The 24,495-nt window shown below is 49.3% G+C and carries 14 protein-coding genes; 10 read left to right on the forward strand and 4 right to left on the reverse strand.

Features of this window, described 5'->3' with window-relative positions:
- Positions 1-15: 15 nt before the first annotated feature.
- A complete protein-coding gene (locus tag EXU85_RS19185; RefSeq protein WP_142773635.1) occupies positions 16-2,760 on the reverse strand; it encodes a carboxypeptidase-like regulatory domain-containing protein in 2,745 nt (914 codons plus the stop codon).
- Positions 2,761-3,171: 411 nt separating this feature from the next.
- Between EXU85_RS19185 and EXU85_RS19190 the strand changes: the two genes are divergently transcribed.
- From EXU85_RS19190 to EXU85_RS19235, 10 genes are all read left to right on the forward strand, one after another.
- Complete coding sequence (locus tag EXU85_RS19190) at positions 3,172-6,351, forward strand: TonB-dependent receptor (protein WP_246859155.1); 3,180 nt, start codon at positions 3,172-3,174, stop codon at positions 6,349-6,351.
- A gap of 105 nt (positions 6,352-6,456) precedes the next feature.
- Positions 6,457-7,872, forward strand: coding sequence for a RagB/SusD family nutrient uptake outer membrane protein (locus EXU85_RS19195; RefSeq protein WP_142773636.1), 1,416 nt, complete (start codon positions 6,457-6,459; stop codon positions 7,870-7,872).
- A 183-nt stretch (positions 7,873-8,055) separates the two neighbouring features.
- Positions 8,056-9,462, forward strand: coding sequence for a glycoside hydrolase family 140 protein (locus tag EXU85_RS19200; RefSeq protein WP_142773637.1), 1,407 nt, complete (start codon positions 8,056-8,058; stop codon positions 9,460-9,462).
- On the forward strand, positions 9,459-10,361 hold the full coding sequence (locus EXU85_RS19205; protein WP_142773638.1) for a glycoside hydrolase family 43 protein: 903 nt from the start codon (positions 9,459-9,461) through the stop codon (positions 10,359-10,361). The genes EXU85_RS19200 and EXU85_RS19205 overlap by 4 nt, the downstream gene beginning before the upstream one ends.
- A 54-nt stretch (positions 10,362-10,415) precedes the next feature.
- Positions 10,416-13,208 (forward strand): glycoside hydrolase family 2 TIM barrel-domain containing protein, encoded by a 2,793-nt coding sequence (locus EXU85_RS19210; RefSeq protein ID WP_142773639.1) that lies wholly within the window; start codon positions 10,416-10,418, stop codon positions 13,206-13,208.
- A 164-nt stretch (positions 13,209-13,372) separates the two neighbouring features.
- Entirely contained in the window at positions 13,373-15,883 is a 2,511-nt protein-coding gene (locus tag EXU85_RS19215) for an L-rhamnose mutarotase (RefSeq protein WP_142773640.1), read from the forward strand.
- A gap of 96 nt (positions 15,884-15,979) precedes the next feature.
- Positions 15,980-17,071, forward strand: coding sequence for a Gfo/Idh/MocA family protein (locus EXU85_RS19220; protein WP_246859156.1), 1,092 nt, complete (start codon positions 15,980-15,982; stop codon positions 17,069-17,071).
- A 99-nt stretch (positions 17,072-17,170) separates the two neighbouring features.
- The gene (locus tag EXU85_RS19225; protein ID WP_142773642.1) at positions 17,171-18,754 is read left to right on the forward strand and encodes a sodium/solute symporter; all 1,584 of its coding nucleotides are present in this window, start codon (positions 17,171-17,173) and stop codon (positions 18,752-18,754) included.
- Positions 18,755-18,842: 88 nt separating this feature from the next.
- Entirely contained in the window at positions 18,843-21,683 is a 2,841-nt protein-coding gene (locus EXU85_RS19230) for a glycoside hydrolase N-terminal domain-containing protein (protein WP_142773643.1), read from the forward strand.
- Positions 21,680-22,738: a DNA glycosylase AlkZ-like family protein gene (locus EXU85_RS19235; RefSeq protein ID WP_142773644.1), complete on the forward strand. Its 1,059-nt coding sequence runs from the start codon at positions 21,680-21,682 to the stop codon at positions 22,736-22,738. The genes EXU85_RS19230 and EXU85_RS19235 overlap by 4 nt, the downstream gene beginning before the upstream one ends.
- A 56-nt stretch (positions 22,739-22,794) precedes the next feature.
- Here EXU85_RS19235 and EXU85_RS19240 read toward each other — a convergent pair whose 3' ends face one another.
- The 3 genes from EXU85_RS19240 to EXU85_RS19250 all read right to left on the reverse strand — a co-directional run bounded on the left by EXU85_RS19240 (position 22,795) and on the right by EXU85_RS19250 (position 24,412).
- Positions 22,795-23,139 carry a hypothetical protein gene (locus tag EXU85_RS19240; RefSeq protein WP_142773645.1) on the reverse strand — a complete coding sequence of 115 codons (345 nt, stop codon included), beginning with the start codon at positions 23,137-23,139 and terminating at the stop codon, positions 22,795-22,797.
- A 33-nt stretch (positions 23,140-23,172) separates the two neighbouring features.
- Positions 23,173-23,541 carry a hypothetical protein gene (locus EXU85_RS19245; protein WP_142773646.1) on the reverse strand — a complete coding sequence of 123 codons (369 nt, stop codon included), beginning with the start codon at positions 23,539-23,541 and terminating at the stop codon, positions 23,173-23,175.
- 76 nt (positions 23,542-23,617) lie between these two features.
- The gene (locus EXU85_RS19250) at positions 23,618-24,412 is read right to left on the reverse strand and encodes an NIPSNAP family protein (RefSeq protein ID WP_142773647.1); all 795 of its coding nucleotides are present in this window, start codon (positions 24,410-24,412) and stop codon (positions 23,618-23,620) included.
- Between the last annotated feature and the right edge of the window lie 83 nt (positions 24,413-24,495).

A 24,495-nucleotide genomic window follows, 5' to 3' on the forward strand; every position in this document is an offset into this window, starting at 1 on the left:
CCGACTTGTGTTCGATCAATCATTCACGGTAAGTACCGCTTCCGAGTGAATCGGATCGCCTTTACTGGTCACGCCCTCTACAACCACGCGATACGTGCCTGCCTGATCGGAGGTGAAAAAGAAAAGTGCTACGGGAGGTTGTGTCGATGTAAGGTTTACAAGTGGGTTCCAGTATAAGGTAGATCGAAAATCGTCTGCACCGGAATTTGTTGTTGGACGATCATAATCCGGCGATCGAAAGGGTACGTCATGATCAAACCCACGAACGTTCACCACAGACAACGGTTTCGAAATTTGTTCAGAAGTTCGTTTGGTAAATACGTTAATCAATCCATTCGAGCCGCTTGCCCCCTGATTGGCTGTAATCATGCCATTGACTTCAATATGGTCGATCATCGTTGGGCTTAGCTGCATCATTCGGTTACCAGCCGTTTCCCCTACTACCTGTACATTATTGATATACAGATTGGGTTCATGGGAAGCCAGGTCACCGTTGCCCGATGGCTCTTTGCCGTTGGGCGCTTTGGCACTTAGATCTCTACTGTTGGGAACACTACTTCTGGCCCAGATGAGGTACCAGGTCGCCTGGTCATTCACTAATCGAAAAGAAGGCAATTGGGCCGCTATGGCGTCTGCTACTGTAGCATAGCCCTCTATACTTTCTCCTTTAATAGACACGTCCGGCTGGGCGTACGAGTTTTCATACGTCACTCGTTTCTTCGCCCTTACGTTTACGGTTTGAAGGATCCTGGCCTGGAGTGTGTCTCCCGTATACACCCGATACGGAGTTCTTGTGGTTTTCAAATGCAGCTTAACATCCGGCAATTTTTCTGGTAGGTTGGGGCGGTCTTTATTGATCACAACAACGGCGCCTTCCGATGGCTGAACAACAAATTTGGTACTATCATAAATTGTCAGATTCGTTAGCAAAAATTCTCCACTCTTATGGGTAGAGGTGCGGTAAATGCCACCCAGATTTTCAGGGACCAGGGTTAATTCGGCCTTCTTCCCTTTCCCTTTTTTGTCTTTATACAGACCATCAATCGTGATTCCTTTTTCGATAGGATAGCTGAATGGGGTACGTGATTCGGTGGCAGGCTCAAAAAAGGATAGCGCTGTTTTGATCGTCATTGGCGCGGCTATCGGCAGTACGAGTGTTTCATCAATGACCGAAACCGAAAAACTCCCGTCGATACGCTCGCCTAGCCCAGTCGTATCGAGCCTAAGAAGCATTTTCACTTTGGCTCGTTTTTTATACTCGGGCTGATCAAAAGCAATGGCCAATTCCTTATCCGTAAGAGGCTTAGGAGCCACACCATCGACCCGATCAATGAGGTTCAACACCTGGACTGGCTTATAAAAAAAATGGTCGATGCCATAATTCCGCATCCACTGGGTGTAGGCCCGTACTATATACACACCCGGTTTCAACTCCGCAGGCAATGAAAAGACGCCTGCTGCTCTACCCGTATCAATGGGGAGAATCCGGGTTTGGGACACTTGCCGATCGGCGTCGATTAAGTCGACATACAAGACTTTACTAAGCGTATCCATCAGACCCGGAATCCGGTAAGTCATGTAGGCGCTGAACCAGATATTGTCGCCGGGATAGTAATAAGCTCTATCCGTATGCAGATACACCTGCTCCTGAAGCCGCTTGGCAGCAAGGTTATTTCGGGCGTGCGTGACAAGTTGGGTTCCGGGTTTATAATCGAGTGGCAACATACCCGACACGCGAGACTCGGCCATACTTCCCGAAACGGCCACATCGGTTGGATTGAGTATAGTACCTTCTTTATTGACCTGAACAAACCCACCCCTAACCTCAAGCCAGCTAACGGGATAACCGACATCTTTATAAAAACTATTCGAGATAAACTCATTGGTGTACTGTACCTCCACCTTCTCGGGAAAGGCAATTCGATAGTCATTAACCGCTGCCCCTTTCGTCACCAGCGAAGTCGTATCCCTTGGCGCGAGATTATACTCAAGTTCAGCGCTGAAATTTCGGCTACGCGGTTTTCCTTTTACTTTTTCTCTGTAGAGCAGAAAGCCCTGACCATTAAGTTGGTGATCCAGAATCGACTTCATGAGGTGCTTTGCGGACCCTCGATAGGCTCGTTCCCGATTTTTGGTCCAGGTACGTGCTACCGATGCATCGGCGGTTTCCAGTTCCTCAAATCGGATAGTCCCAACAATGGAGTAGTCCGTTGCGGAGTAGCCAACGTTTTTCAACTGAAAAAAGAGCCTATAGCCGAGCGCTTTATTTTCAATCTCTACCGGAATCAACGCTGTTGCAATCGTCCTGCCTTTCTCCTCAATCAGATCAATTACCCACGGATTCACGATCCGGCAATTGGCCGTATTTCCCAGAAACACACGCTCGAATCGTTTTACCTGTTTCTCCCACAGCTTATCCCGGCTTGCTTTTACGCTTACTTCCGATACTTGCCGGGTATCGGGCTGCAATTGAATGCTGATTGACTTCGTATCGACCTCTACGAGTAGTCTTAGCTGCTGTGGCGTATAGCCAATAAATGAAAAGACAATTTCCGAAGCACCCAACGGCAGTTGTTGGAGCATAAATTCACCGCTGTCGTTCGTTGTTGTCCCAATTGTTGTATTGTTCACATAGACATTGGCAAACGGTAACGGTTTCTGCGTGCTGGCATCGATAACACGGCCGGAAATTTTACCGGTTTGGGCCTGCAAACTACTGATTTTCAGTAGTAGCAGAACAGCGCAAAGAAAGTGCTTCATATCAGTATCAGGGCATTCAAATCACTAGCTAGATGCAGGAAGTAGTATTTAACCTCATGGTCAATTTTACACCTAATAAACCGAGTAAATTTACCTTTTTCAAAATGGTTCTTACTCCTCCGTATCAGCTTGCGTTAAGTCATTTGCGTTCTTTTCTTCCTAAGTATTAATTAAAATCCGCACACATACCGAAGCTATTACATAATCAAAGAGAAAACAAAAACTTAGATAGTCTATGATCAGCTTTTGAGGGCTTTTTTCTAATAAAATCGATTAAAAAGAAAATAAAAGAAAAAATTCGAAATAAAAAGCAGGACAGTACAGGAGAGTACATGCAGGGTAGCCACCTACCTTCACATATATTTTTTGGCAATTTTCAATGATTGAATTGACTATTTTACCGATAAATCTATGAACATGAACTCTATTCCAACACTACGAAGCGTTTGGTTAGTCAGCCTAATTTTCGTTTTTCTTTTCTTTTCTTTGGCTCCTGGATTTGGCCAAACAAAGGCTATCACCATCACAGGCAAAATCACGGACGAAACCGGCAAACCCCTCCCAGGGGCGTCAATCCTGATAAAATCGTCCAAGACCGGTACGATCTCGAATCAGGACGGTGCCTATTCGATTGCCGCCGATGAGAATGCGGTGTTAGTGGTTAGCTCCATCAGCTATGAATCGCAGGAAATTCAGATCAGCAATCGGTCGGTGATTGACGTAGCGATGCAGGCATCCAATAAGACGCTTAATGAGGTAGTTGTGGTTGGTTACGGTACGCAAAGCAAACGGGCCATCACGGGGGCTGTGGCCTCCGTTGGATTCAATGAGTTTAAAGACCGCTCGTTTAGTAATGTTACGCAATCGCTGGCGGGTAAAATTGCGGGGGTAAATATCACCCAGTCGCAGGGAGCGCCGGGCGTTGCCCCTATCATTCGGATACGGGGCATTAGTTCAATTACGGCGGGCACGAATCCACTGTTTGTGGTGGATGGGGTTCCACTCGAAAACTTCAACCTCAACCTGATCAACCCTCAGGATATTGAGTCGGTCGATGTGCTGAAAGATGCGTCGTCGGCGGCTATTTATGGATCGAGGGGAGCCAGTGGGGTTATTTTGATTACGACAAAACTGGGTAAACCGGGCAAAACTAACATTAGCGCAGGCTACGAATATGGCACGCAACAGGTGATCCGGAAGGTAAACATGATGAATGCCCAGCAGTGGATCAGCTACTATAATGATGCCCACAACAATGCCTGGGTCGATCTGAATCCGGGTGTTAATAAAGCAACAGACCCCAACAGTGCCCGCCCGGTTACCTACCGCATTCCCGATGATTTCATTACGAATCCACAGCAGTTTGGCAACGGTACCGACTGGCAGGATGTGATGTTTCGGGTGGCCCCTTCGCATAACGCGCAGCTTTCCGTATCGGGTGGTACCGAAAAAACACAGTTTCTGTTTTCGGGCGCTTATTTAGATCAACAGGCCATTCTGGATCAGAACTACTACAAACGCCTGGCCATCCGCTCGAATATCAAACACAAACTCTCCGACCGATTTACAATTGGATTGAATCTGGGAGCCACAACTATTTTCGATCGGACGGATGGAACGCAGGGGAAAAGTGATGTAGTGAGTCTGGCCTTGCAAAGTGATCCTATTTTTCCGGTATTCAACGAAAACGGGAATCTGGGTTATCGTGACCCAAACTCAGTCTGGAATAAATACCTGCCTTACAACGACTTGAATTTATGGCACCCCTACTCGTTGACGCGTTATATCGACAAACAGAACAAGTCATTCAACACGCTTGGTACGGCTTTCGGCGAGTACTACATCACGGATAACCTCAAATTCCGGTCGAGCATCAGCGGTAATCTCTTCAATACGCGCTATAATTCCTATCGATTCAAGAACCAGGGCTATGGGTATTCCAGCCTGCTGGCTGCCGAAGGAAACTCCCAAACGAGCTATTCGCTGAACTGGCTGTCAGAAAATACACTGACCTACGATAACCGCTTTGGTGATCACAACCTGAATGTGCTGGCCGGGTATAGCGTTCAGAAACAACGCGATGAGTTCGCTAGCGTTACCTCGGGCAGTTTCCCGAACGACCTGGTTGAAACCCTGAATGCCGGGGTCGTAACGAGTGGTTCAACAAGTGCTACCGAATGGTCGATCATCTCCTATCTGGCGAGGGCTCAGTACAATTTCCAGAATAAATACTTCCTGACAGGCGCTATTCGGCGGGATGGTAGCTCACGCTTCGGAACGGCCACGCGCTGGGGTTATTTCCCATCGGTTTCGGCAGGCTGGCTGATTTCTGACGAGCAATTCATGCAGAACCTGAAAGCGGTTAATCTGCTAAAATTGCGCGTAAGTTATGGCGTTGCGGGTAACAATCAGATCCCTAACTACGGATCGATCAGCTTATTAGGCACATCGAACTATGCATCGGGCACGAACCTGGCATCGGGCCTGGCCATTGGTAATATTGCCAATACCAACCTAAAATGGGAACGAACCAATCAGCTGAACATTGGTCTGGACCTTCGCCTATTCAACGACCGGATTGGCGTGTCGGCGGAGTTTTATAACTCCATTACAAAAGACATGCTGCTCAACGTCCCCATTCCCGACATTTCAGGGTTCTCAAACCAGTTGACCAACATTGGTCAGATGCAGAATCGGGGGATTGAACTGAACCTCAATACCAAGAATGTTGTCGGCAAATTTACCTGGACCACCGATTTCAACATCAGCCGAAATCGCAATAAAGTGCTGCAACTCGGCAACGGAAATGCGCCGATCATCTATACTGATTTTCTGGTAGCGGTTAAAACCGAAGTAGGTCAGCCGATTTCTAACTTTTACGGCTATCAGACCGATGGCATTTTCCAGAATCAGGCCGCTATCGACGCAGCTCCGCACTACAGCACCACCAAACCCGGCGATCCGATCATCCGGGATGTAAACGGCGACGGAAAAATCACGGCCGACGACCGCACCACGCTGGGCAATTATCAGCCTAAATTCACGGCGGGTCTGACCAATAATTTCTCCTTTAAAGGCTTCGATGTCTCGTTCATGTTCCAGGGCTCCTTCGGCGGAAAAATCGTGAACCAGAGCTATCGGTACTCTGGCTTCTGGAACAACGGCCGGAATATGTATGCCTTTGTCGACAACCGCTGGCGTTCGGAGTCTAGCCCTGGCGATGGCATCCATCCACGCGCTACGTTGAACCTGACAGGTTTACAGGATCAGTTTACGAGTCTGTGGGTTGAAGATGCTTCGTTTGTTCGGCTGAAAAACATTCGGGTTTCGTATACAATCCCAGCGTCGTTGCTGGCAAAAACGCCCCTGAAGACAACCCGCGTGTATGTGAACGCCGACAACGTTTACCTCTGGAGCAAATACTCCAACTACGACCCCGAGAACACGACCTATAACGCCACCAGTTATTCGGCGGGCAGCAATGGATTGAATGCGTCTGGCAATGCGCCCAACGGTGCCTTCATCGGCGTAGATTATGGCTCCTACCCCATTCCAAGGGTCATCACCATAGGTCTTAAAACTGATTTTTAAGGTAAGAACCCCCAACCCCTAAAGGGGGCTTTGGTCGAGTATAAGCCCCCTTTAGGGGGTTGGGGGTAGTTTTAATCAACATTCGGGAAGTTAAACCCAACTCACATGAAAACGATCAAACATATACTAACCATCGTCTGTATCTGCCTGGCGGCTACAGGCTGTAAAGAGTCGTTTCTGGAACTCAAACCGATTTCCAACCCAACGGCCGATAACTTCAAAACAACGGATGATTTTGAACTGGCCGTTAACGCGGCTTACTCCTCGCTGTACACGATTTATCACCCTGAGGGCGCTATGTCGTACGTGAACGAGCAGATGAGCGACAACGCTATTGTGTATAATATTGCGGGAATTCAGGCCGATAAATGGCAGTTTAAAGACCTGGCCCTGTCGACGACCAACACCGTCGTGTATCAATTCTGGCAGGACTATTATAAGGCGTTGTTCAACGCGAATATTGTCCTGAACAAGATTGAAGGAGCCAGCCTGGATGCTACCTATAAAGATGGTGTGAAAGCCCAGATGATGTTTTTGCGCGCGCTTTATTACTTCAACATGGTGCAAACCTGGGGCGATTTACCGATCGTGACAACTCCACTTACGGGCGAGGAAAGCTATAACGTATTACGCTCTCCCCAGTCTGCGGTTTATGATCAGATCAAAAAAGACCTCACCGCAGCTATTGATAAACTTCCGCTGGCATCAGCCGTGACGATTCCAGGCCGGGTATCGAAAGGAGCGGCCCAAACACTACTTGGCAAAGTATACCTAGCCCTCGGCGATAAAACGTCGGCGGCTACGGTCTTGAAGGAAGTGGTGAACAGCAATCAGTATTCGTTGATCCCGACCTTTGCCGGTTTATGGGGGCCAACGGTTAAAAACACGAAAGAGTCCATTTTCGAGATTCAGTACCTAGGTGGTAGCGCTTCAGCACCGTTCAGCCGGTATTACCAGACCTACTATCCCGTTACGGCTGGCTTAGGCTTCATCGGTACGGGCATGAATCAGATCACCGACGATCTATACAACGAATACGAAGCGGGCGATCCGCGTCGGGATATAACGATTGCCCTTGGCTACACGAGCGGCACGACCTTCACTCCCCAGAAATTCCCTACCAAATGGACGAATACGGGAGCTACGATTGTCAATGGCGTTTCGCTGGCCAACAACAACTTCATGGTCCTGCGCTATGCCGATGTGTTGCTGATGCTCTCAGAAGTCACCGGCGATGCCAGTTACCTGAACCAGGTACGGACACGGGCGGGTTTACCGAAGTTCGGCGATGCGACCTACCCATCAGCCAAATATGCAACGCTCGACCTGGCCATCGAACACGAACGACGTATGGAATTGGCCATTGAGTTTCAGCGCTGGTTCGATTTGAAACGGACGAATCGGGCCGTCCCTGTCCTGGGCGCAAAAGGAAAAGCCATTACCCAAACCAAGCTGCTGCTGCCCATCCCGCAAATTGTACGCTTGCAGAACGAAGCGATTGTCCAGAATCCGGGGTATTGATTGGTTGCAGGTTTACGGTTTTAGGTATATGGTTTACGGTAGGCTGGCGCGTCAATAATTTCGTGCGTCAGCCTACCGTAAACCATATACCTAAAACCATAAACTATTTATGATTGCTAAAATCATACAGAGCGCCGAAAAAATCATACACATTCTCAGCACAGAAAAATTCATTCTTTGTACATGCTAAACCTGATACGTAAACGACTACTTCTCTTCGCTTTTTTATCTAGTGCCATCATTGCTTGTAAAACGAATGAAAACGTATCAGATCCCAACAAGCTTGCGGTATCGGAGAACAGTCGATTTCTGGCCATTGGCGACAACAAACCGTTTTTCTGGCTGGGCGATACGGGTTGGTTGCTTTTCGGGAAGTTGACGCGGGAAGAAGCTGAAACCTATCTGGAGAACCGGAAGCAAAAAGGCTTTAACGTCATTCAGGTGATGGTGTTGCACACACTCGATGTCACAAATGCTTATGGTGATTCGGCCCTGATTTCTAAAAATGTAGCCACTCCCCTGCTCACAAAAGGGACCTCGTTCAGCGATTCAACTGAATACGATTTCTGGGATCACGTTGATTTTGTGGTTGACAAAGCAGCCGAAAAAGGAATCTACATGGCGCTGGTTCCGGTTTGGGGTAACAATGTAAAAAAGGGAGGAGTCAATCAGCAGCAGGGAAAAACATACGCGGAATTCCTGGCCAATCGCTACAAAAACCGGCCGAATATTATCTGGCTCGATGGCGGAGACATTAAAGGCAGTGACTCGCTGGAGGTCTGGAAAACCATTGGCAGCACGATCAATAAGATCGATTCAACGCATTTAATTACGTTTCACCCGCGCGGCCGATCATCGTCATCGGAGTGGTTTCACAACGAAAACTGGCTGGATTTCAACATGGTGCAGTCGGGCCATAAGACCTATGCTCAGGATACGGCGGCCAAAGAAACCCTGCATTATGGCGAAGATAACTGGCGGTATATCCAAGCTGATTTAGCGCTTAAGCCCACCAAGCCAACCATCGACGGCGAACCGTCATACGAGGGCATTCCGCACGGATTACACGATGTGAATCTGCCCCGCTGGACGGCCGACGATGTGCGCAGATACGGATACTGGTCGGTGCTGGCGGGTGCATTTGGGTATACCTACGGGCATAATTCAGTGATGCAGATGTACAAAAAGGGCGACAAAAAAACGTCCTTCGGCCCGATTGAAACCTGGGACAAAGCCATCGACGCCCCTGGTGCCGGACAGATGATTCACCTGAAAAATCTACTATTAGCCTATTCCTTTTTCGACCGCGTCCCCGACCAGTCGCTGATTGCGAATCAGGACAAACAGTATGATTATTTAGTAGCCAGCCGGGGAGCCGATTACGCGCTCATTTACACCTACACCGGCCGGAACATAAAGCTGAACATGGGCAAACTTCCGGGTGATAGCGTAACTGCATCCTGGTTCAACCCGCGTGATGGCAAAACGACCGCTATTGGGGATGTTGCCAATAAAGGCATTCAGGAATTCAACCCACCCGCCGAACCGAAAGCCGGTAATGACTGGGTACTAGTCCTTCAGAAAAAATGAACCGACTTATCTGCGCCTTTATCGTTTTACTCGCTTTCAGTTCCTGCTCGAAGTCGGTGTATCTATTCAGCTCGTTCCATGAACCCGCTAACGAGGGGCTTCGGCTGTTGTATAGCTACGACGGTTACAACTGGACAGACCTGAATCGCACCTTTTTGAAACCCGAAATCGGCAATCAGAAGGTGATGCGCGATCCGTCTATTGCACAAGGAAAAGATGGTACATTTCATCTGGTCTGGACAAGCAGTTGGAAGGACGACAAAGGCTTCGGCTACGCCAGTTCCAACGATCTGATTCACTGGTCGGAGGAACGGTTTTTACCGGTGATGGAACACGAACCCACAACTGTAAATGTCTGGGCTCCCGAGCTGTTTTACGACAACGAAGCTGACCAGTTTGTGATCATCTGGGCCTCCACCATTCCGGGCCGATTCGAGCGGGGAATCGAGGATGAAAAGAACAACCATCGGATGTACTACACGACCACCAAAGACTTCAAAACCTTCTCCCCCACTAAACTCTTTCTCGACCCCAAATTCAGTGTCATCGACACCGTAATTGTAAAGCGTAAATCCGCTGATTATGTGCTGGTTCTGAAAGACAACACGCGTCCGGAGCGGAATCTAAAAGTAGCCTTTGGAACTAACGCAACCGGCCCTTACACCAATGTGTCGGAACCCTTCACAACGAAATTCACCGAAGGCCCGTCGGTCGCCAAGGTAGGCAACGATTGGCTGATCTATTTCGACTCGTACCAGGACAAAAAATACGGTGCCGTAAAGACCCACGATTTCAAAACCTTCACCGATGTTTCGGCCCAAACGGCAATCCCGGAAGGCCATAAACATGGGACGATTTTTAAGGTGAAGAAGAGGGTTTTGAAGGGGTTGTTGAAATAGTACTAAGTTGTTGTCATTCCGACCGTAGGGAGGAATCTCAAGCCTGACTTAAAAATGAAATACGGTCTTTTAATAGCTCTCCTTCTTTCCCTAACTCAGCTCACGTTAGCCCAGCAAACGGAAAAACGCTACCTGTCGGGCACGGGGAACTCCACTACTGAAAACTGGCAATTCTATTGCACGGCTGGGCAGAATTCGGGGAAGTGGACAACCATTCCAGTACCGTCGAACTGGGAGTTGCAGGGGTTTGGCAAATACAATTACGGTTTCGCCAAAGATAGCTCGCGGGGGAAAGAGCAGGGATTATACAAATATGAATTTCAGGTACCAGCATCCTGGAAAGGCAAACACATCAACCTTGTGTTTGAAGGAGCCATGACCGACACCGAAGTCAAGATAAACGGCAAGTCGGCGGGGCAAATCCACCAGGGTTCATACTACGCATTCAAGTACGACATTTCGAATTTATTGACCTATGGATCAGGCAATTTACTGGAAGCTACGGTATCGAAACACTCGTCAAATCAGTCCGTAAATGAAGCCGAACGAAAAGGTGATTTCTGGATTTTTGGTGGCATTTTCCGGCCCGTTTATCTGGAAGCCCTCCCCGCCGAACACATCGCCAACGTAGCGATCGATGCTAAAGCGAACGGCACGTTTACCGCCCAACTTCAGCTCAACACAAGCGGTAAAACAACAGATATTTCGGCTCAGATCTATACAATTTCAGGCCACAAAGTAGGTACGCCGTTTCGGGTAAAAACTGGCACCGGAAGCCAATTAGCAACACTTACAAAATCCATATCAAATCCACTTCTGTGGACCTCCGAAACGCCGAATCGGTACAAAGTAACATTCAGCCTAACCCAGAACGGGAAGCTGATTCACACGCTGACGAAGTCATTTGGTTTCCGAACGGTGGAGGTAAAGCAACGGGATGGCATTTACGTGAACGGCACGAAAATCAAGCTCAAGGGTGTCAACCGGCATTCATTCTGGCCATCGTCGGGTCGGGCGTTAAGTAAGAAGCTGAGTATCCTGGATGTGAACCTGATGAAGGACATGAACATGAACGCCGTTCGGATGTCTCACTATCCCCCCGACGATCATTTTCTGGACGTTTGCGATTCACTGGGCCTGTTCGTGTTCGATGAATTAGCGGGTTGGCACGGTCACTACGATACGCCAACCGGCACCAAATTACTCAAAGAGCTTATTACGCACGATGTCAATCACCCATCGGTTATTTTCTGGATCAACGGGAATGAAGGTGGTCACAATTACGAACTCGACCCGTTGTTCGCCCAACTGGATATTCAGAAACGGCACGTGATCCATGCCTGGGAAGATTTCGGCGGCTTCGATACCCAACATTATCGGGAGTACAACTACGGCATTGGCAACTACAACCACGGCCATTCCATAACCCTACCGACTGAATTTCTGCATGGCATGTACGATGGCGGCCACGGGGCAGGCCTGGACGATTATTGGGAAGCTATGTGGCACGATCCACTGGCGGCTGGTGGTTTCCTCTGGGATTTTGCGGATCAGGGCGTGGTTCGTACCGACCGAAATGAGGGCAAAGGCCCCCTTGATACAGACGGCAATCGGGGTGCTGATGGCATTGTCGGTCCGTATCGGGAAAAAGAAGGCAGTTTTTTTACGATTAAAGAAGTATGGTCGCCCATCAAACTGGCGCACCGGGAAATCACCCCGGCCTTCGACGGTAGTTTCCCGATTGAGAATCGCCATTACTTCACGAACGTAAACCAGTGTTCGTTTAGCGGAAAGTTGGTCAAGGTCTCCGGTCCGTACGATGCATCGAAACCACTAGAAAAGGCATTTTCGATTGTGGCACCCAATCTGAAGCCCTTCGAAAAAGGGGCCCTAAAAGCCAATCTGCCTACCGATTGGGCGAACTACGATTTCCTATACATCACCGCCATCGACCCACACAAACGCGAGCTGTTTACCTGGAGTTTCCCCATTTCTCTACCGAACAAAGTAGCAGCCTCGCTCATCAGCAAGGAAGGTACCGGCACCGTCACGATGACTGAAACCGATTCACTCTATACCGTTTCGGCAAACGGCATTCAACTGACATTCAGCAGACGAACCGGGTTATTGAAACAAGTGGCCAACAGCGCTGGAAAAATCCCGTTCACCAACGGCCCCATTTTGCAGGAAGGCGTGAATAACTTCAAAAACTTCACCGAACATAGCGACGGCAAAAGCGTCATCATCGAATCGACCTTCGACCGAAAATCAAGCTACAACACCTTGCAATGGACCATTTACCCGTCGGGCTGGGTCAAAATGCGGGTGCGGTATTTCCCGGATGGCTATTTCACGATGATGGACGGGGTCAATTTTTCGTTCCCGGAATCGGAGATGAAAGCGGTGAACTGGATGGGGAAAGGCCCGTATCGCGTCTGGAAAAACCGGATGAAAGGAGGAGCGTTAGGCGTCTGGAACAAAGCGTATAACAACTCAGAAACAGGCGAAGCGCCGTTTATTTACCCCGAATTCAAAGGCTATCACGCCAATATGTACTGGTGCCGATTTGAAACATCGGGTCAACCTTTTACCGTAGCCACGGAAAACGAAGACGTCTTCTTCCGGCTATTCACCCCCGCCTGGAAAACCGACCAATGGCACAATTACGAACCAACGTTCCCATCGGGCGATATTTCGTTCATGCAGGGAATCAGCAGTATCGGCACAAAAACACAACGCAACGAAACCACAGGACCAATGGGCATGAAACACATTTTTTACGACTACGAAAAAGAACCCGCCCGCGCCAAAGAATTGACGTTGTACTTTGATTTTTCGGGTAAATGAACTTCGTTTTTGCAGTAGTGATGTCAGGTTCTAAACCTGACATTGTGCGGTTTCTCAAAACCGCGTGAACAAGCCAAAGTCGGTTTTGAGAAACCTCCCAGTATCGGGTTGAAGAACCGCTCGGGCGGCCCCGCCGACACCACGCTCCAACTTTAGAAATTAACATGAACCGACTCCTAGCCATCTTACTCCTGACCCTCCTACCCTCGCTCCTCTTCGCGCAGCAGGCCGAAATCTGGGTGGCACCAGATGGGTCGGATATGAATGCGGGGTCGAAGGAAAAACCGGTGGCTAGTTTGCAGATGGCGCTGCGTAAGGTCCGCGAACTGCGTCGGCTAGCCGATCCGAGTATAGCTACAGGCGCTCATATCTATCTAAAAAATGGGCTTTATGCGTTAAATGAGCCTGTTTTTATTCGCCCGGAAGATTCAGGAACACCAGCAGCCCCAACGGTAATCGAAGCCGCTCCGACGGAAAAACCCATTTTAAGTGGGGGTATTTCTATTTCTGGCTGGCAAAAAGTAAAAGGCACCATTCCTGGTTTACCCAAAGAAGCCGTCGGAAACGTCTGGATGGCCGATGCGCCGAACGTGGGCGGGCGGCTTCTGGAATTTCGGCAATTATGGGTGAATGGCACTAAAGCAACGCGCGCTAAAGACACGCCTTATCCGTTGATGAATCGCATTTTATCGTGGAATAAACAGGAACAAATCTGCTGGATTCCAGCGCCTAAAGTCGGTGATTTATCGAAAGCAGTTGGTTTGGAAATGCTCATCCATCAATGGTGGGCGATTGCCAATCTTCGCATTAAACGCATTGAGGTGCAAGGAGATAGCGCCAAATTGTGGTTCCATCAACCCGAAAGTCGCATTCAATCCGAGCATCCGTGGCCTTCGCCCTGGCTTTCGAAAGAAACCGGCAACTCTGCCTTCTACCTGACAAACGCCATTCAACTCCTGAACCAGCCCGGCGAATGGTTTCTGGATACCAAAGCGAAAAAAATCTACTACATCCCCCGTCCGAACGAGAATCTGGCAACGGCTCAGGTGATTGCCCCAAACCTCGAAACGCTGGTACGCATGACAGGAACGGTTGATCATCTGGTAGCAAACGTGATGTTCAAAGGCATATCATTCCAGCATTCGGGCTGGTTGCGGCCGTCGCAGCAGGGGCATGTGCCGCATCAGGCGGGCCTGTATATGCTGGATGCGTATAAGTTGAAAATTCCGGGTACGCCCGATAAAAAGTCACTGGAAAATCAGGCCTGGGTCGGTCGTCCGGCAGCGGCTGTGGACGTTTCCTTTGCCAATCATACGGGCTTCGAAAACTGCCGGTTTGAGCACCTGGCAGCAACCGGACTCGATTATCACAAAGGCGTTCACGACAATGTCATCCGGGGCAATCTGTTCACCGACATTGGTGGCACGGGCATTCAGGCAGGTGTTTTTGCCGACGAAGCCACTGAAATTCACTTACCCTACAACCCAACCGATGAACGGGAAGTCTGCAGCAACCTGACCATCAGCAACAACCTGATTACCAACGTAACCAACGAAGACTGGGGCTGCGTGGCCATTGGAGCGGGGTATGTTAGAGGCATTACCATCGAGCATAATGAGATAAACGAGGTAGGCTATAGCGGTATCAGTATGGGCTGGGGATGGACCAAAACCATCAACGCGATGCGGAACAATAAAGTGGTGGCGAACAAGATTCACCACTTCGCCAAACACATGTACGATGCAGCCGCCATCTATACCCTGTCGGCGCAACCGGGTTCAATTATTGCAGAGAATTATATCGATAGTGTCTACAAAGCACCTTATGCGCATCTGCCTGCCCACTGGTTTTATCTGTATACCGATGAAGGCTCGTCGTATTTCACGATCAAAGACAACTGGACGCCCTCCGAAAAATTCCTCCAAAACGCCAACGGCCCGAACAACGTCTGGTCGCATAACGGCCCTCAGGTAGCGGATAGCATTAAAGCAAAAGCAGGTCTCCAGACACCGTATCAATACCTGCTGAACAACAAAGTCAGACCCGACGCACGCTGGGGCATTAATAAAGAAAATCCGGTTATTGTCGAGCTGGTTGCCGATGCGAAACAACCTATTGATATACAGCGAATAAAGGAGGTAATGATTCGCTCTAAAGTCAATCCAGAAGCGCTCTATCAATGGGAAAATCATTATGTCATTTTCGATAGAGTACAGGACGTGTTCGTGCTGAGTGAGCGCTTGAAAGGAGCTTTCCCAACGGCGAAAGTCAAGACCTATTACGATTTATTCTACGAATTCAACCGGAACAACTGCGCCACCGGGCCGGTAGCTGGGGAATGGGATCACACGATACTCACCGCCAATCTGGTGGCTGACCCGAAGTTACAAAATGAATATCTGGCCTACCATGCCACGCAGTTCGAGAAATGGCCGGAAGTGGCGAAAGGATTCTGTAATGCCAATTTCCAGCAGCTGCTTCTATTCCGAAACGGGCGGCAACTCATGCTGGTCATTAGCGTTCCCAAAGGCGAAAGCCTAGACAAACTCAATCCCAAAACCACCGAAAACAATCCCCGCGTCGATGAGTGGAATACCCGAATGAAAACGTATCAGGAAGGGATTCCGGGGACGAATCCGGGGGAAGTGTGGAGTGACTTTCAAAGAGTTAGATGATTTTTTAAACACAGAGGAACAGAAAACACAGAGATGTTAATTGGCACCTTTCTATCTTTTGTTTTTCTGTGTTCTCTGTGCCTCTGTGTTTAAAAAATGTTAATCCTCAAATTCAAGTATACCATGTTACGATTAGGCATTCTAGGATTAGGCGAAGGGCGCAGTACGATGTCAGCGGCACTGTCGAGCCCGAATTATGAGTTGGTGAAAGTTTGCGATCAGAAAATCGAACTGTGCCAACAACGAGCCAAAGAGTTTGATTTTCAACACTATACGGCCAACTACCAGGATTTGCTCGATGATCCAACCCTTGACGTCATCGCGATTTATACGCCCGATAAATTCCACGCGGAGCATACCAAACAGGCCATGCTTCACGGCAAGCATGTGGTGTGTACAAAGCCATTTATCGATGATTTATCGAAGGCAAAAGAACTCATCGACATCAGCGAACAAACTGGTAAAAAGGTATTTGTTGGGCAGAGTTCGCGCTTTTTTGAGCCGATGAAAAAGCAACGCGCCGATTTTAACGCGGGGCTAATCGGTGAACTGATCACCATTGAAGGCTATTATCACGCCGACCATCGCTGGTTCCTGGACAAAGGCTGGTCGTTGGAAAATGCGTTCAAATGGTTGTACGGTGGACTCAGTCACCCGGTCGATTTTATTCGCTGGTATCTGCCCAACATTGAGGAGGTGATGGGCTACGGCATGCTCAGCGCCAACGGTCGGAAGGGCGGCCTGAAAAACGTGGATACCATGCACTTCATTTTCAAAGCCACCGACGGACGGATCGCCCGGGTGAGTGGTGCCTACACTGGCCCCGTTCAACCCAACGTTCGCGACTCCGAAATGAGCTGTATTCTGCGCGGCACCGAAGGATGCAGCCAGGCCGATTACATGGATTTACGCTACGCCATCACGACCAGCACGGGCGAGGAAATCGTACAAACCTGGGAGCACAAACTGAAGCATTACTTCCGGTTTGAAGGCAAAAGCCATCATGCGGGCGAGTACCAGAACTACCTCGACTATTTCGCCACCTGCCTCGAATCCGGCCAAACGGCGTACCCGGATATACGAGAAGGCATCGGCACCGTGGCCCTGCTTCAGTCGATGGACAAGTCTCTGCAAACCGGCCAGCCCGTGAAGGTGCAGGATGTGCTGAGAGAGTATGGGTTGTCATAAATTAATGAATAATGGATAATGAACAATGTAAAATGGAAATGCAAGCCCCTCATTATCAATCATACATTATCCATTATCCATTATCCATTCACCTAGTATATGAACAACATCACTGATCGCTTAACCGCCTTAGACTACGGTATCGTTTTAGCTTACCTGGTCATTCTAGCCATCATCGGCTATAGGGCGAGTAAGCCGCAAAAAGGCCACACTGATGAAACCCTGTTTCTGGCAAATAAATCGCTGGGCTGGGCGAGCATTGGGTTCAATATGTGGGGGACTAACGTAGGGCCATCCATGTTGCTGGCGTTTGCGAGCATCGGGTATAGCACGGGTATTGTGGCCATCAATTTCGATTGGTACGCGTTCGTATTTCTGTTCCTGCTGGCCATTGTTTTCGCGCCCAAGTACTTAGCCGCCAACGTATCAACTATGCCCGAGTTCATGGGGCAACGTTATGGTGAATCTACCCAAACTATTCTGGCGTGGTACGCGCTGATTAAAATCCTGATTTCATGGTTATCGCTGGGGTTGTTTGCGGGTGGCTTTCTGGTTCGGCAGATTTTGGGCATTCCCATGTGGCAATCGGTTATTGTACTGGTGCTATTTGCGGGCCTGTTTGCGTACACGGGCGGATTGAAAGCCATTGCCCGCGTGAATGTGTTCCAGATGATTCTGCTGATCGGCGTCTCACTAACACTCACGATTTTAGGCATCAATAAAGTGGGTGGCCTGGAAGCCGTTTATCAGAAAGCGCCCGCTGGCTACTGGAATCTGATTCACTCCGCCAGCGATACCAAGTACCCCTGGCCCGCTATTCTGCTAGGGTATCCCGTGGCCGCTATTGCCTTTTTCTGTACGGATCAAAGTATGGTACAATCGGTGCTGGGCGCTCGAAATCTGGAACAGGGCCAATTGGGCGTCAATTTCATCGGCTGGCTCAAGATCCTGTCGCTGCCGCTCTTTATTCTGCCGGGCATTCTTTGCTTTATTCTGTTTCCGAACCTCAACGACCCCGCCGAAGCCTATATGACGATGGTTACGAACCTGTTTCCGCCGGGTATGAATGGGCTGGTGATTGTGGTACTGATTGCGGTTTTGGTGGGTACGATTGGCTCGTCGTTAAACTCGTTGAGTACGGTATTCACGATGGATGTCTACGCCCGAAAAATCAACCCAAACGCCAGCAATCAGCAACTGATTAAAGTAGGTCGAATGACAGTTGTGGTAGGCTGTTTATTCGCGATTTTGATGGCGTTGGCCATTGACAGCATCAAAGGACTCAACCTGTTCGATGTATTCCAGTCAGTGCTGGGGTTCATTGCCCCGCCGTTGTCTGTTGTTTTTCTACTGACTGTTTTCTGGAAACGTACTACCCGAACAGCCGTAAATACCGTTTTGTCAGCAGGCTCGGCATTCAGTCTGGGCGTGGGCATTCTATATTTATGGGTTCTACCTCCCGACGAATATCCTTTTTGGCCGCACTATCTGTTGTTATCATTCGCCATTTTTGCGGTATTGTTGATCAAGGCGATTCTTATTTCAGTACTCGATAAAAATCCGTCTATTTACACACCCGTTACGTCTACAACTACCGCCATTCTGAAACCTACCCAACGGGTCTGGATAGCCTGGATTGCGCTGATTGTCATAATGGTGGGATTGTATCTTGTATTTTATTAAGTAGCCTGGACGGCCACGTCCGGGTGTAATCGAACTTGATTTTACCCGGACGTGGCCGTCCAGGCTACAGTGGCTTATGAAAAACAGTATGCGCCTACACCTTTCTCTTTTAATAAGCTGTCTAACCCTGTCAACGCAAGCGCAACCTCCTGTTCCGCCGTCGCTTGTTCTGTGGTACAAACAACCTGCGAATCAGTGGGTAGAAGCGCTCCCCATTGGCAATGGCCGATTGGGCGGCATGGTATTCGGAGGTATTCTGGAGGATCATATTCAGTTCAACGAAGCAACCCTCTGGACAGGTGGGCCGCGTGAATATCAGCGGGAAGGTGCAGCCCAATTCTTGCCCCAGATTCGGCAATTATTGGCTGATGGCAAACAGGCAGAAGCCGAAAAGCTAGCTCAGGAGCAATTCATGGGCAAGCAGAGCCATGAATCAGATTATACCCAGAAAAAAGATGCCTGGTTTGCCAGCGTTCGCGATGTAATAAACAAAAAACCGAGCCCTGCATCGGCTGAATTTGATGATCAGGCCTGGAAAACAATGTCGGTTCCAACGGCTGATGGCTGGGAAAAATCTGGCCTTGAAGGCCTGGATGGGGCCGTCTGGTTTCGTACCTCGTTTGAATTACCCGCAGCCTGGGCGGGCAAGGACGTTATACTGGATATGGGTAGAATCCGCGACCAGGATTTTACGTACCTGAACGGCGAACTTATTGGTACAGCCGAAGGCATCGCCAAAAACCGACGTTATACCATTCCGGCGGCAAAACTGCGCGTCGGCAAGAATCAACTGGCCATTCAGGTCATTAACCTCTTCGATAAAGGCGGATTTATCGGCGTCAAAACCAACCCGCCAACCTTTGTCGTTTATCCGGTAGGCCAGCAACCAACGGACGGCGTTCCACTAACCAACCCATTCAAGTATTGGATTCAGGACGATGCGCCCCCTGCCGTCCCCCGCTATCAGGCTGATTATCAACCCTTCGGTGATCTCTGGCTACGATTTAAAGAACACGGGCTAGCCATGAACTATCGCTTCGAACTGGATCTAACAAAGGCACTCTCCCGCGTTTCGTACACGGCCGATGGGGTACGATTTACCCGCGAATACCTCGCCAGCTCACCCGACCAGGCGATTGCCGTTCACCTGACGGCCAGTAAGCCAGGTCAAATCAGTTTCGAGACAACCCTGACCAGCCTGCATAAAGGCAGCTCCGTTCGGCGCATTGATAATCAGACGATTGCCTTGTCGGTGCAAGTACGAAACGGCGCATTAAAAGGCGAAAGTCTGCTGCATATTCAGACGCAGAAAGGCCAGATAAGCGTGTCGGACGGGAAGCTCATTGTTTCGGGAGCGGATGAAGCGACGCTCTATCTAACCGCAGGCACCAATTTCAAAAACTACAAAGACGTTTCCGGTGATCCGGCCATGATAAGCCAGCGACCCTTGCAAGCCCTACGCACAAAACGCTTCGAAACCGTTAAAGCGGCTCATATACGGGAATACCAGGCTTATTTCAATACCTTGACAATCGATCTGGGCGGCTCGCCCAATGAGGGACTTCCTAGCGATGAACGACTGCAACAATTTGAGAAATCGTACGATCCATCGTTAGCGGCCTTATACCTCCAGTATGGTCGGTATTTATTGATCTCGAGTTCAAGGCCAGGCAATCAACCGGCCAATTTACAAGGTATCTGGAACGATCTGCTCACGCCCCCCTGGGGCAGTAAGTACACGACCAATATCAATCTGGAAATGAACTACTGGCCCGCCGAAATGCTGAATCTGTCGGCCTGCCACGAACCGTTGTTAGCCGCCATCGAAGAAATGGCCGAATCAGGCCGGAAGACGGCCAAAGCGCACTATAATACCCGAGGCTGGGTGCTGCACCACAACACCGATCTCTGGCGGGGAACGGCACCTATCAACGCATCGAATCATGGTATCTGGGTGAGTGGGGGTGCCTGGGTATCGCATCACCTCTGGGAGCATTACCGGTATACGCAGGATCGGACTTTCCTCCAAAAACGGGGGTATCCGCTGATGAAAGATGCCGCCCGCTTCTTCGTCGATTTTCTCATTAAAGACCCAAAAACCGGCTGGCTCATCAGTACGCCCTCCAATTCGCCTGAACACGGTGGTCTGGTGGCTGGTCCGACGATGGATCACCAGATTATCCGCGATCTGTTCAAAAACTGCATTGCTGCCAGTGAAATCCTGGGTACCGATGCCGCTTTCCGGGATACGCTGAAGACCATGTACACCCAGATTGCACCGAATCAGATTGGCAAACGTGGCCAGTTACAGGAATGGTTACAGGATGTTGACGATCCAAAGGATACCCACCGGCACGTATCGCACCTCTGGGGCGTTCATCCCGGCACCGACATTACCTGGGACAGCACGCCCGATCTGATGAAAGCCGCCCGCCAATCGCTGCTGGAGCGTGGCGATGAAGGAACCGGCTGGAGTCTGGCCTGGAAAATCAATTTCTGGGCGCGATTCCACGATGGTAATCATGCTTATAACATGCTCAAACTCCTCTTCCGGCCCGCTATTTCGCCGGAAGGCATTACGGGTGGCGGCTCCTACCCCAACCTCTTCGATGCGCACCCACCCTTTCAAATCGACGGCAATTTTGGTGGGGCCAGTGGTATAGCCGAAATGTTGGTACAAAGTCAGGGTAAAACCATTGACCTACTCCCCGCGCTTCCCTCCTCCTTACCAACGGGCTACATCAACGGCATCTGTGCTCAGGGTGGTTTCGTACTTAACATCCGCTGGCAAAATGGCCATTTGAGTGGCATTGACATTACCTCCAAAGCCGGTCAACCCTGCATTCTCCGCTATGGCGATAAACAAGTAAGTCTGACAACTGAATCGGGAAAAACTTATAAGCTAAATGGGGAGTTGAAAGTAATATGAACTTGACGAGAATAGACTTACGGCATCAGGCCATCTCAGCATCGCTATTCAAACCTACTTCATTAAGTCAGGCAGTTGAGCAGCTTGGATTTGTTCAGGCTGACCCGATCCGGTCACCGGCACGGGCTCAGGATCTTATCCTACGTCATCGGGTGGAAAATTATCGGGTAGGCGATCTTGAACAAAATTATTCGTCTATTCTGTTAGAAGAGGATTTTCTGTACGCCTATGGCTTTATGCCACTCTCAACCTGGCAGTTGCTCCATCCGAGGCACGAACGTGAGCTCAGTTCAGATGAACAACGCGTACTCGCTATTGTCGCTAGTCAAAAACGTATTCACCCGCGCGAACTGGAAGCGCACCTCGGTGCAGGACGTGAGCGTAATGATTGGGGCGGTTTCTCAAAAACAACGACCCGAACCCTGCAATCGCTCCACTATCACGGGGCCTTGCGGGTGGCAGAACGGGCCAATGGTATTCGGTTATATGCGTTGGCCAACCGGCAGCATGAGCCGATGGAGCCATCGGAACGCTTGCGTCAGCTCGTCTTGTTGATTGCAAACCTACTGGGTCCGCTATCGGATCGTAGTCTGCGCGCTGTTGTGCAGCATCTGTCCCGTGGCGCACCAACCCTGGAAGGAAGGCAGTCCAGTGTAAAAAAGCTGATCGAATCTGGCGAGCTTGCCTATGCTGTTGTTGATTCTATTCGGTATGTCTGGCCTGGTTGGTGGGCAATTGACAACCGACCCAATGAAACCGTTCGCTTTCTGGCTCCTTTCGATCCACTGAGTTGGGATCGCGCACGATTTGAGCATTTCTGGGACTGGTTGTACCGGTTTGAGGCTTATACCCCTCCTGCCAAACGGCAACTTGGGTATTATGCCATGCCGATGCTCTGGCGAGACGACATCATCGGGTGGGTTAACATCTCGAATCAGAACGGAAACTTTTTCGTTGAGCCTGGGTTCAAAAAAGACGTATCAAATGACCAGGACTTTGACCGGGAGTACGAAGCGGAAGTGGAGCGATTTCGCCTTTTTCTTCAAAAGCGATAGATCCTAACAGATTGATTCTAAGTGGTACAACTAGTGTAAAAGCAAGCCCCGGTGGCTTATTTGATAACCTGGCCTTCGCATTCAAAAGGGAACGTTAGCACTGTGTCTTTTTTGTGAATATAAAACACCAGCTCGTTCTTCCGTTTAACAACCGTATCCCCAATATCAATGTGATCCTCAAATAAAGGATACCAACTCCCCAGGTCAGCATATTTGACTTGACCACCCTTGTTTACATTCCTGCCCGTTATACTAAACCACTTACCGGTAAAGTCTCGTGCTTCTACTTTGATAGCACATTCTCTGGCCCGGTAGTTTTCTGCATCCAGTTCACAACGACTTCCTCCGCAGCCTGAATTCAATCCGATAAGTACAAAGGCGAAGACGATTTGCTTCATCATTCTTATTGATTAGTGGCAATCAGGAGAAAGTAGCTAGTTAATTGATGACAGATAAAGATAATAGATCTCCTCTCCGCCAAAAAGAGGTTTAATGTTTCCTAAGGTACTTCGGTATTCTCCGCTAAACTGCACCTGTTTCCCAACAACCTGATAGTCAGACGGAAGATTACAGACCAGTCCTGTCCATTGACTATCTATAGTCCCGGGAAGATGATAATTGACGGTGTACATAGCTACATCCTGCCGATACCCGACCATACCTTTGAGGCTTTTGGCCTGATGGGTAACGGGGTTAGACTCAAAACAAGCTGGGTTAGCCGATGGTGGTATAGGCAAGTTATCTTTTTGGCAAGATACCCCTACTCCTATCAGTAGTAAAATCAGAAGCACACTTCGTTCCATAATGCCCGTTGTTCATATTGATAAGTAGAGCTTTACTCGTGTTCGAAGGTTGCAATCGCTAAAAAATTAGTCTGTACTATACCTGGGAGAAAGCCGCGGGAATCAGGAACATTCGGGTGATATTGGACACAATTCGGGCATCGGTAAACTCGGGCACGGAGCTGATCTTTTTCCATTCCGGATCACTGCCAAAGGTTTTCCAGTTCTGGTCGTGCTCCTCCATGTTGTCGAAGGTTAACATATAGGTCAGATTGGGGCGCATGGGGCCAATCAGCGTTTCACCGAAAAATACAGGAGTCAGGCCTACCCGTTTGAAAATAGCGATTTCGCCCCCCTGATTAAACATCTCGATTTTCTTCTTTCCTGCCGTCTCGTTATGGCTTTCATAGCGACGTAACTCAAAAATGCGCGACTTTTTTTCGGGCACTTCCAACCTGGGCATTAAGGCAAAGGCTTTTAGTAAGGAACTTTCAATACGTTCGTAGGCAGGCGCGGTGGCTTCGGCTGTTAAATAATCGGTTCCGGCTTGCTGGTAAGCGGTATCGTTGGCCAGTTTATCGGGCATTGAAAAATAATCGTCCAGCGCGTTGAAGGGGATAACGGCAACCAGTTTCGTAAATCCCTGCGGAAGATATTCGGTGAATACACCAATGTTTTTGCTACCTAACCGATTAAGCGCCGGAATGAGGGCATTCTGAAAATAGGTTTCGACCGCTTTTCGCTGTCTGGCATTTTTCAGGCTATAAATCCGCAATTCATAAAACTCCGGGCTTGCATTTTGCTGAGCATCGGAAGCAGCTATAGCCGCGCTTACTGGAGAAATAACGGCACTTGTGAGTAAGGATGCCTTTACGAACTTACGTCTTTTCATCAGGAGTATTTTTGGCAATTGCAGTGCCGACCGTCCCGGTCGGGTGTCTTATAAGCGTTTCTTTCCCGACCGTCCCGGTCGGC

Source organism: Spirosoma sp. KCTC 42546 (assembly GCF_006965485.1).
Taxonomy (GTDB): domain Bacteria; phylum Bacteroidota; class Bacteroidia; order Cytophagales; family Spirosomataceae; genus Spirosoma.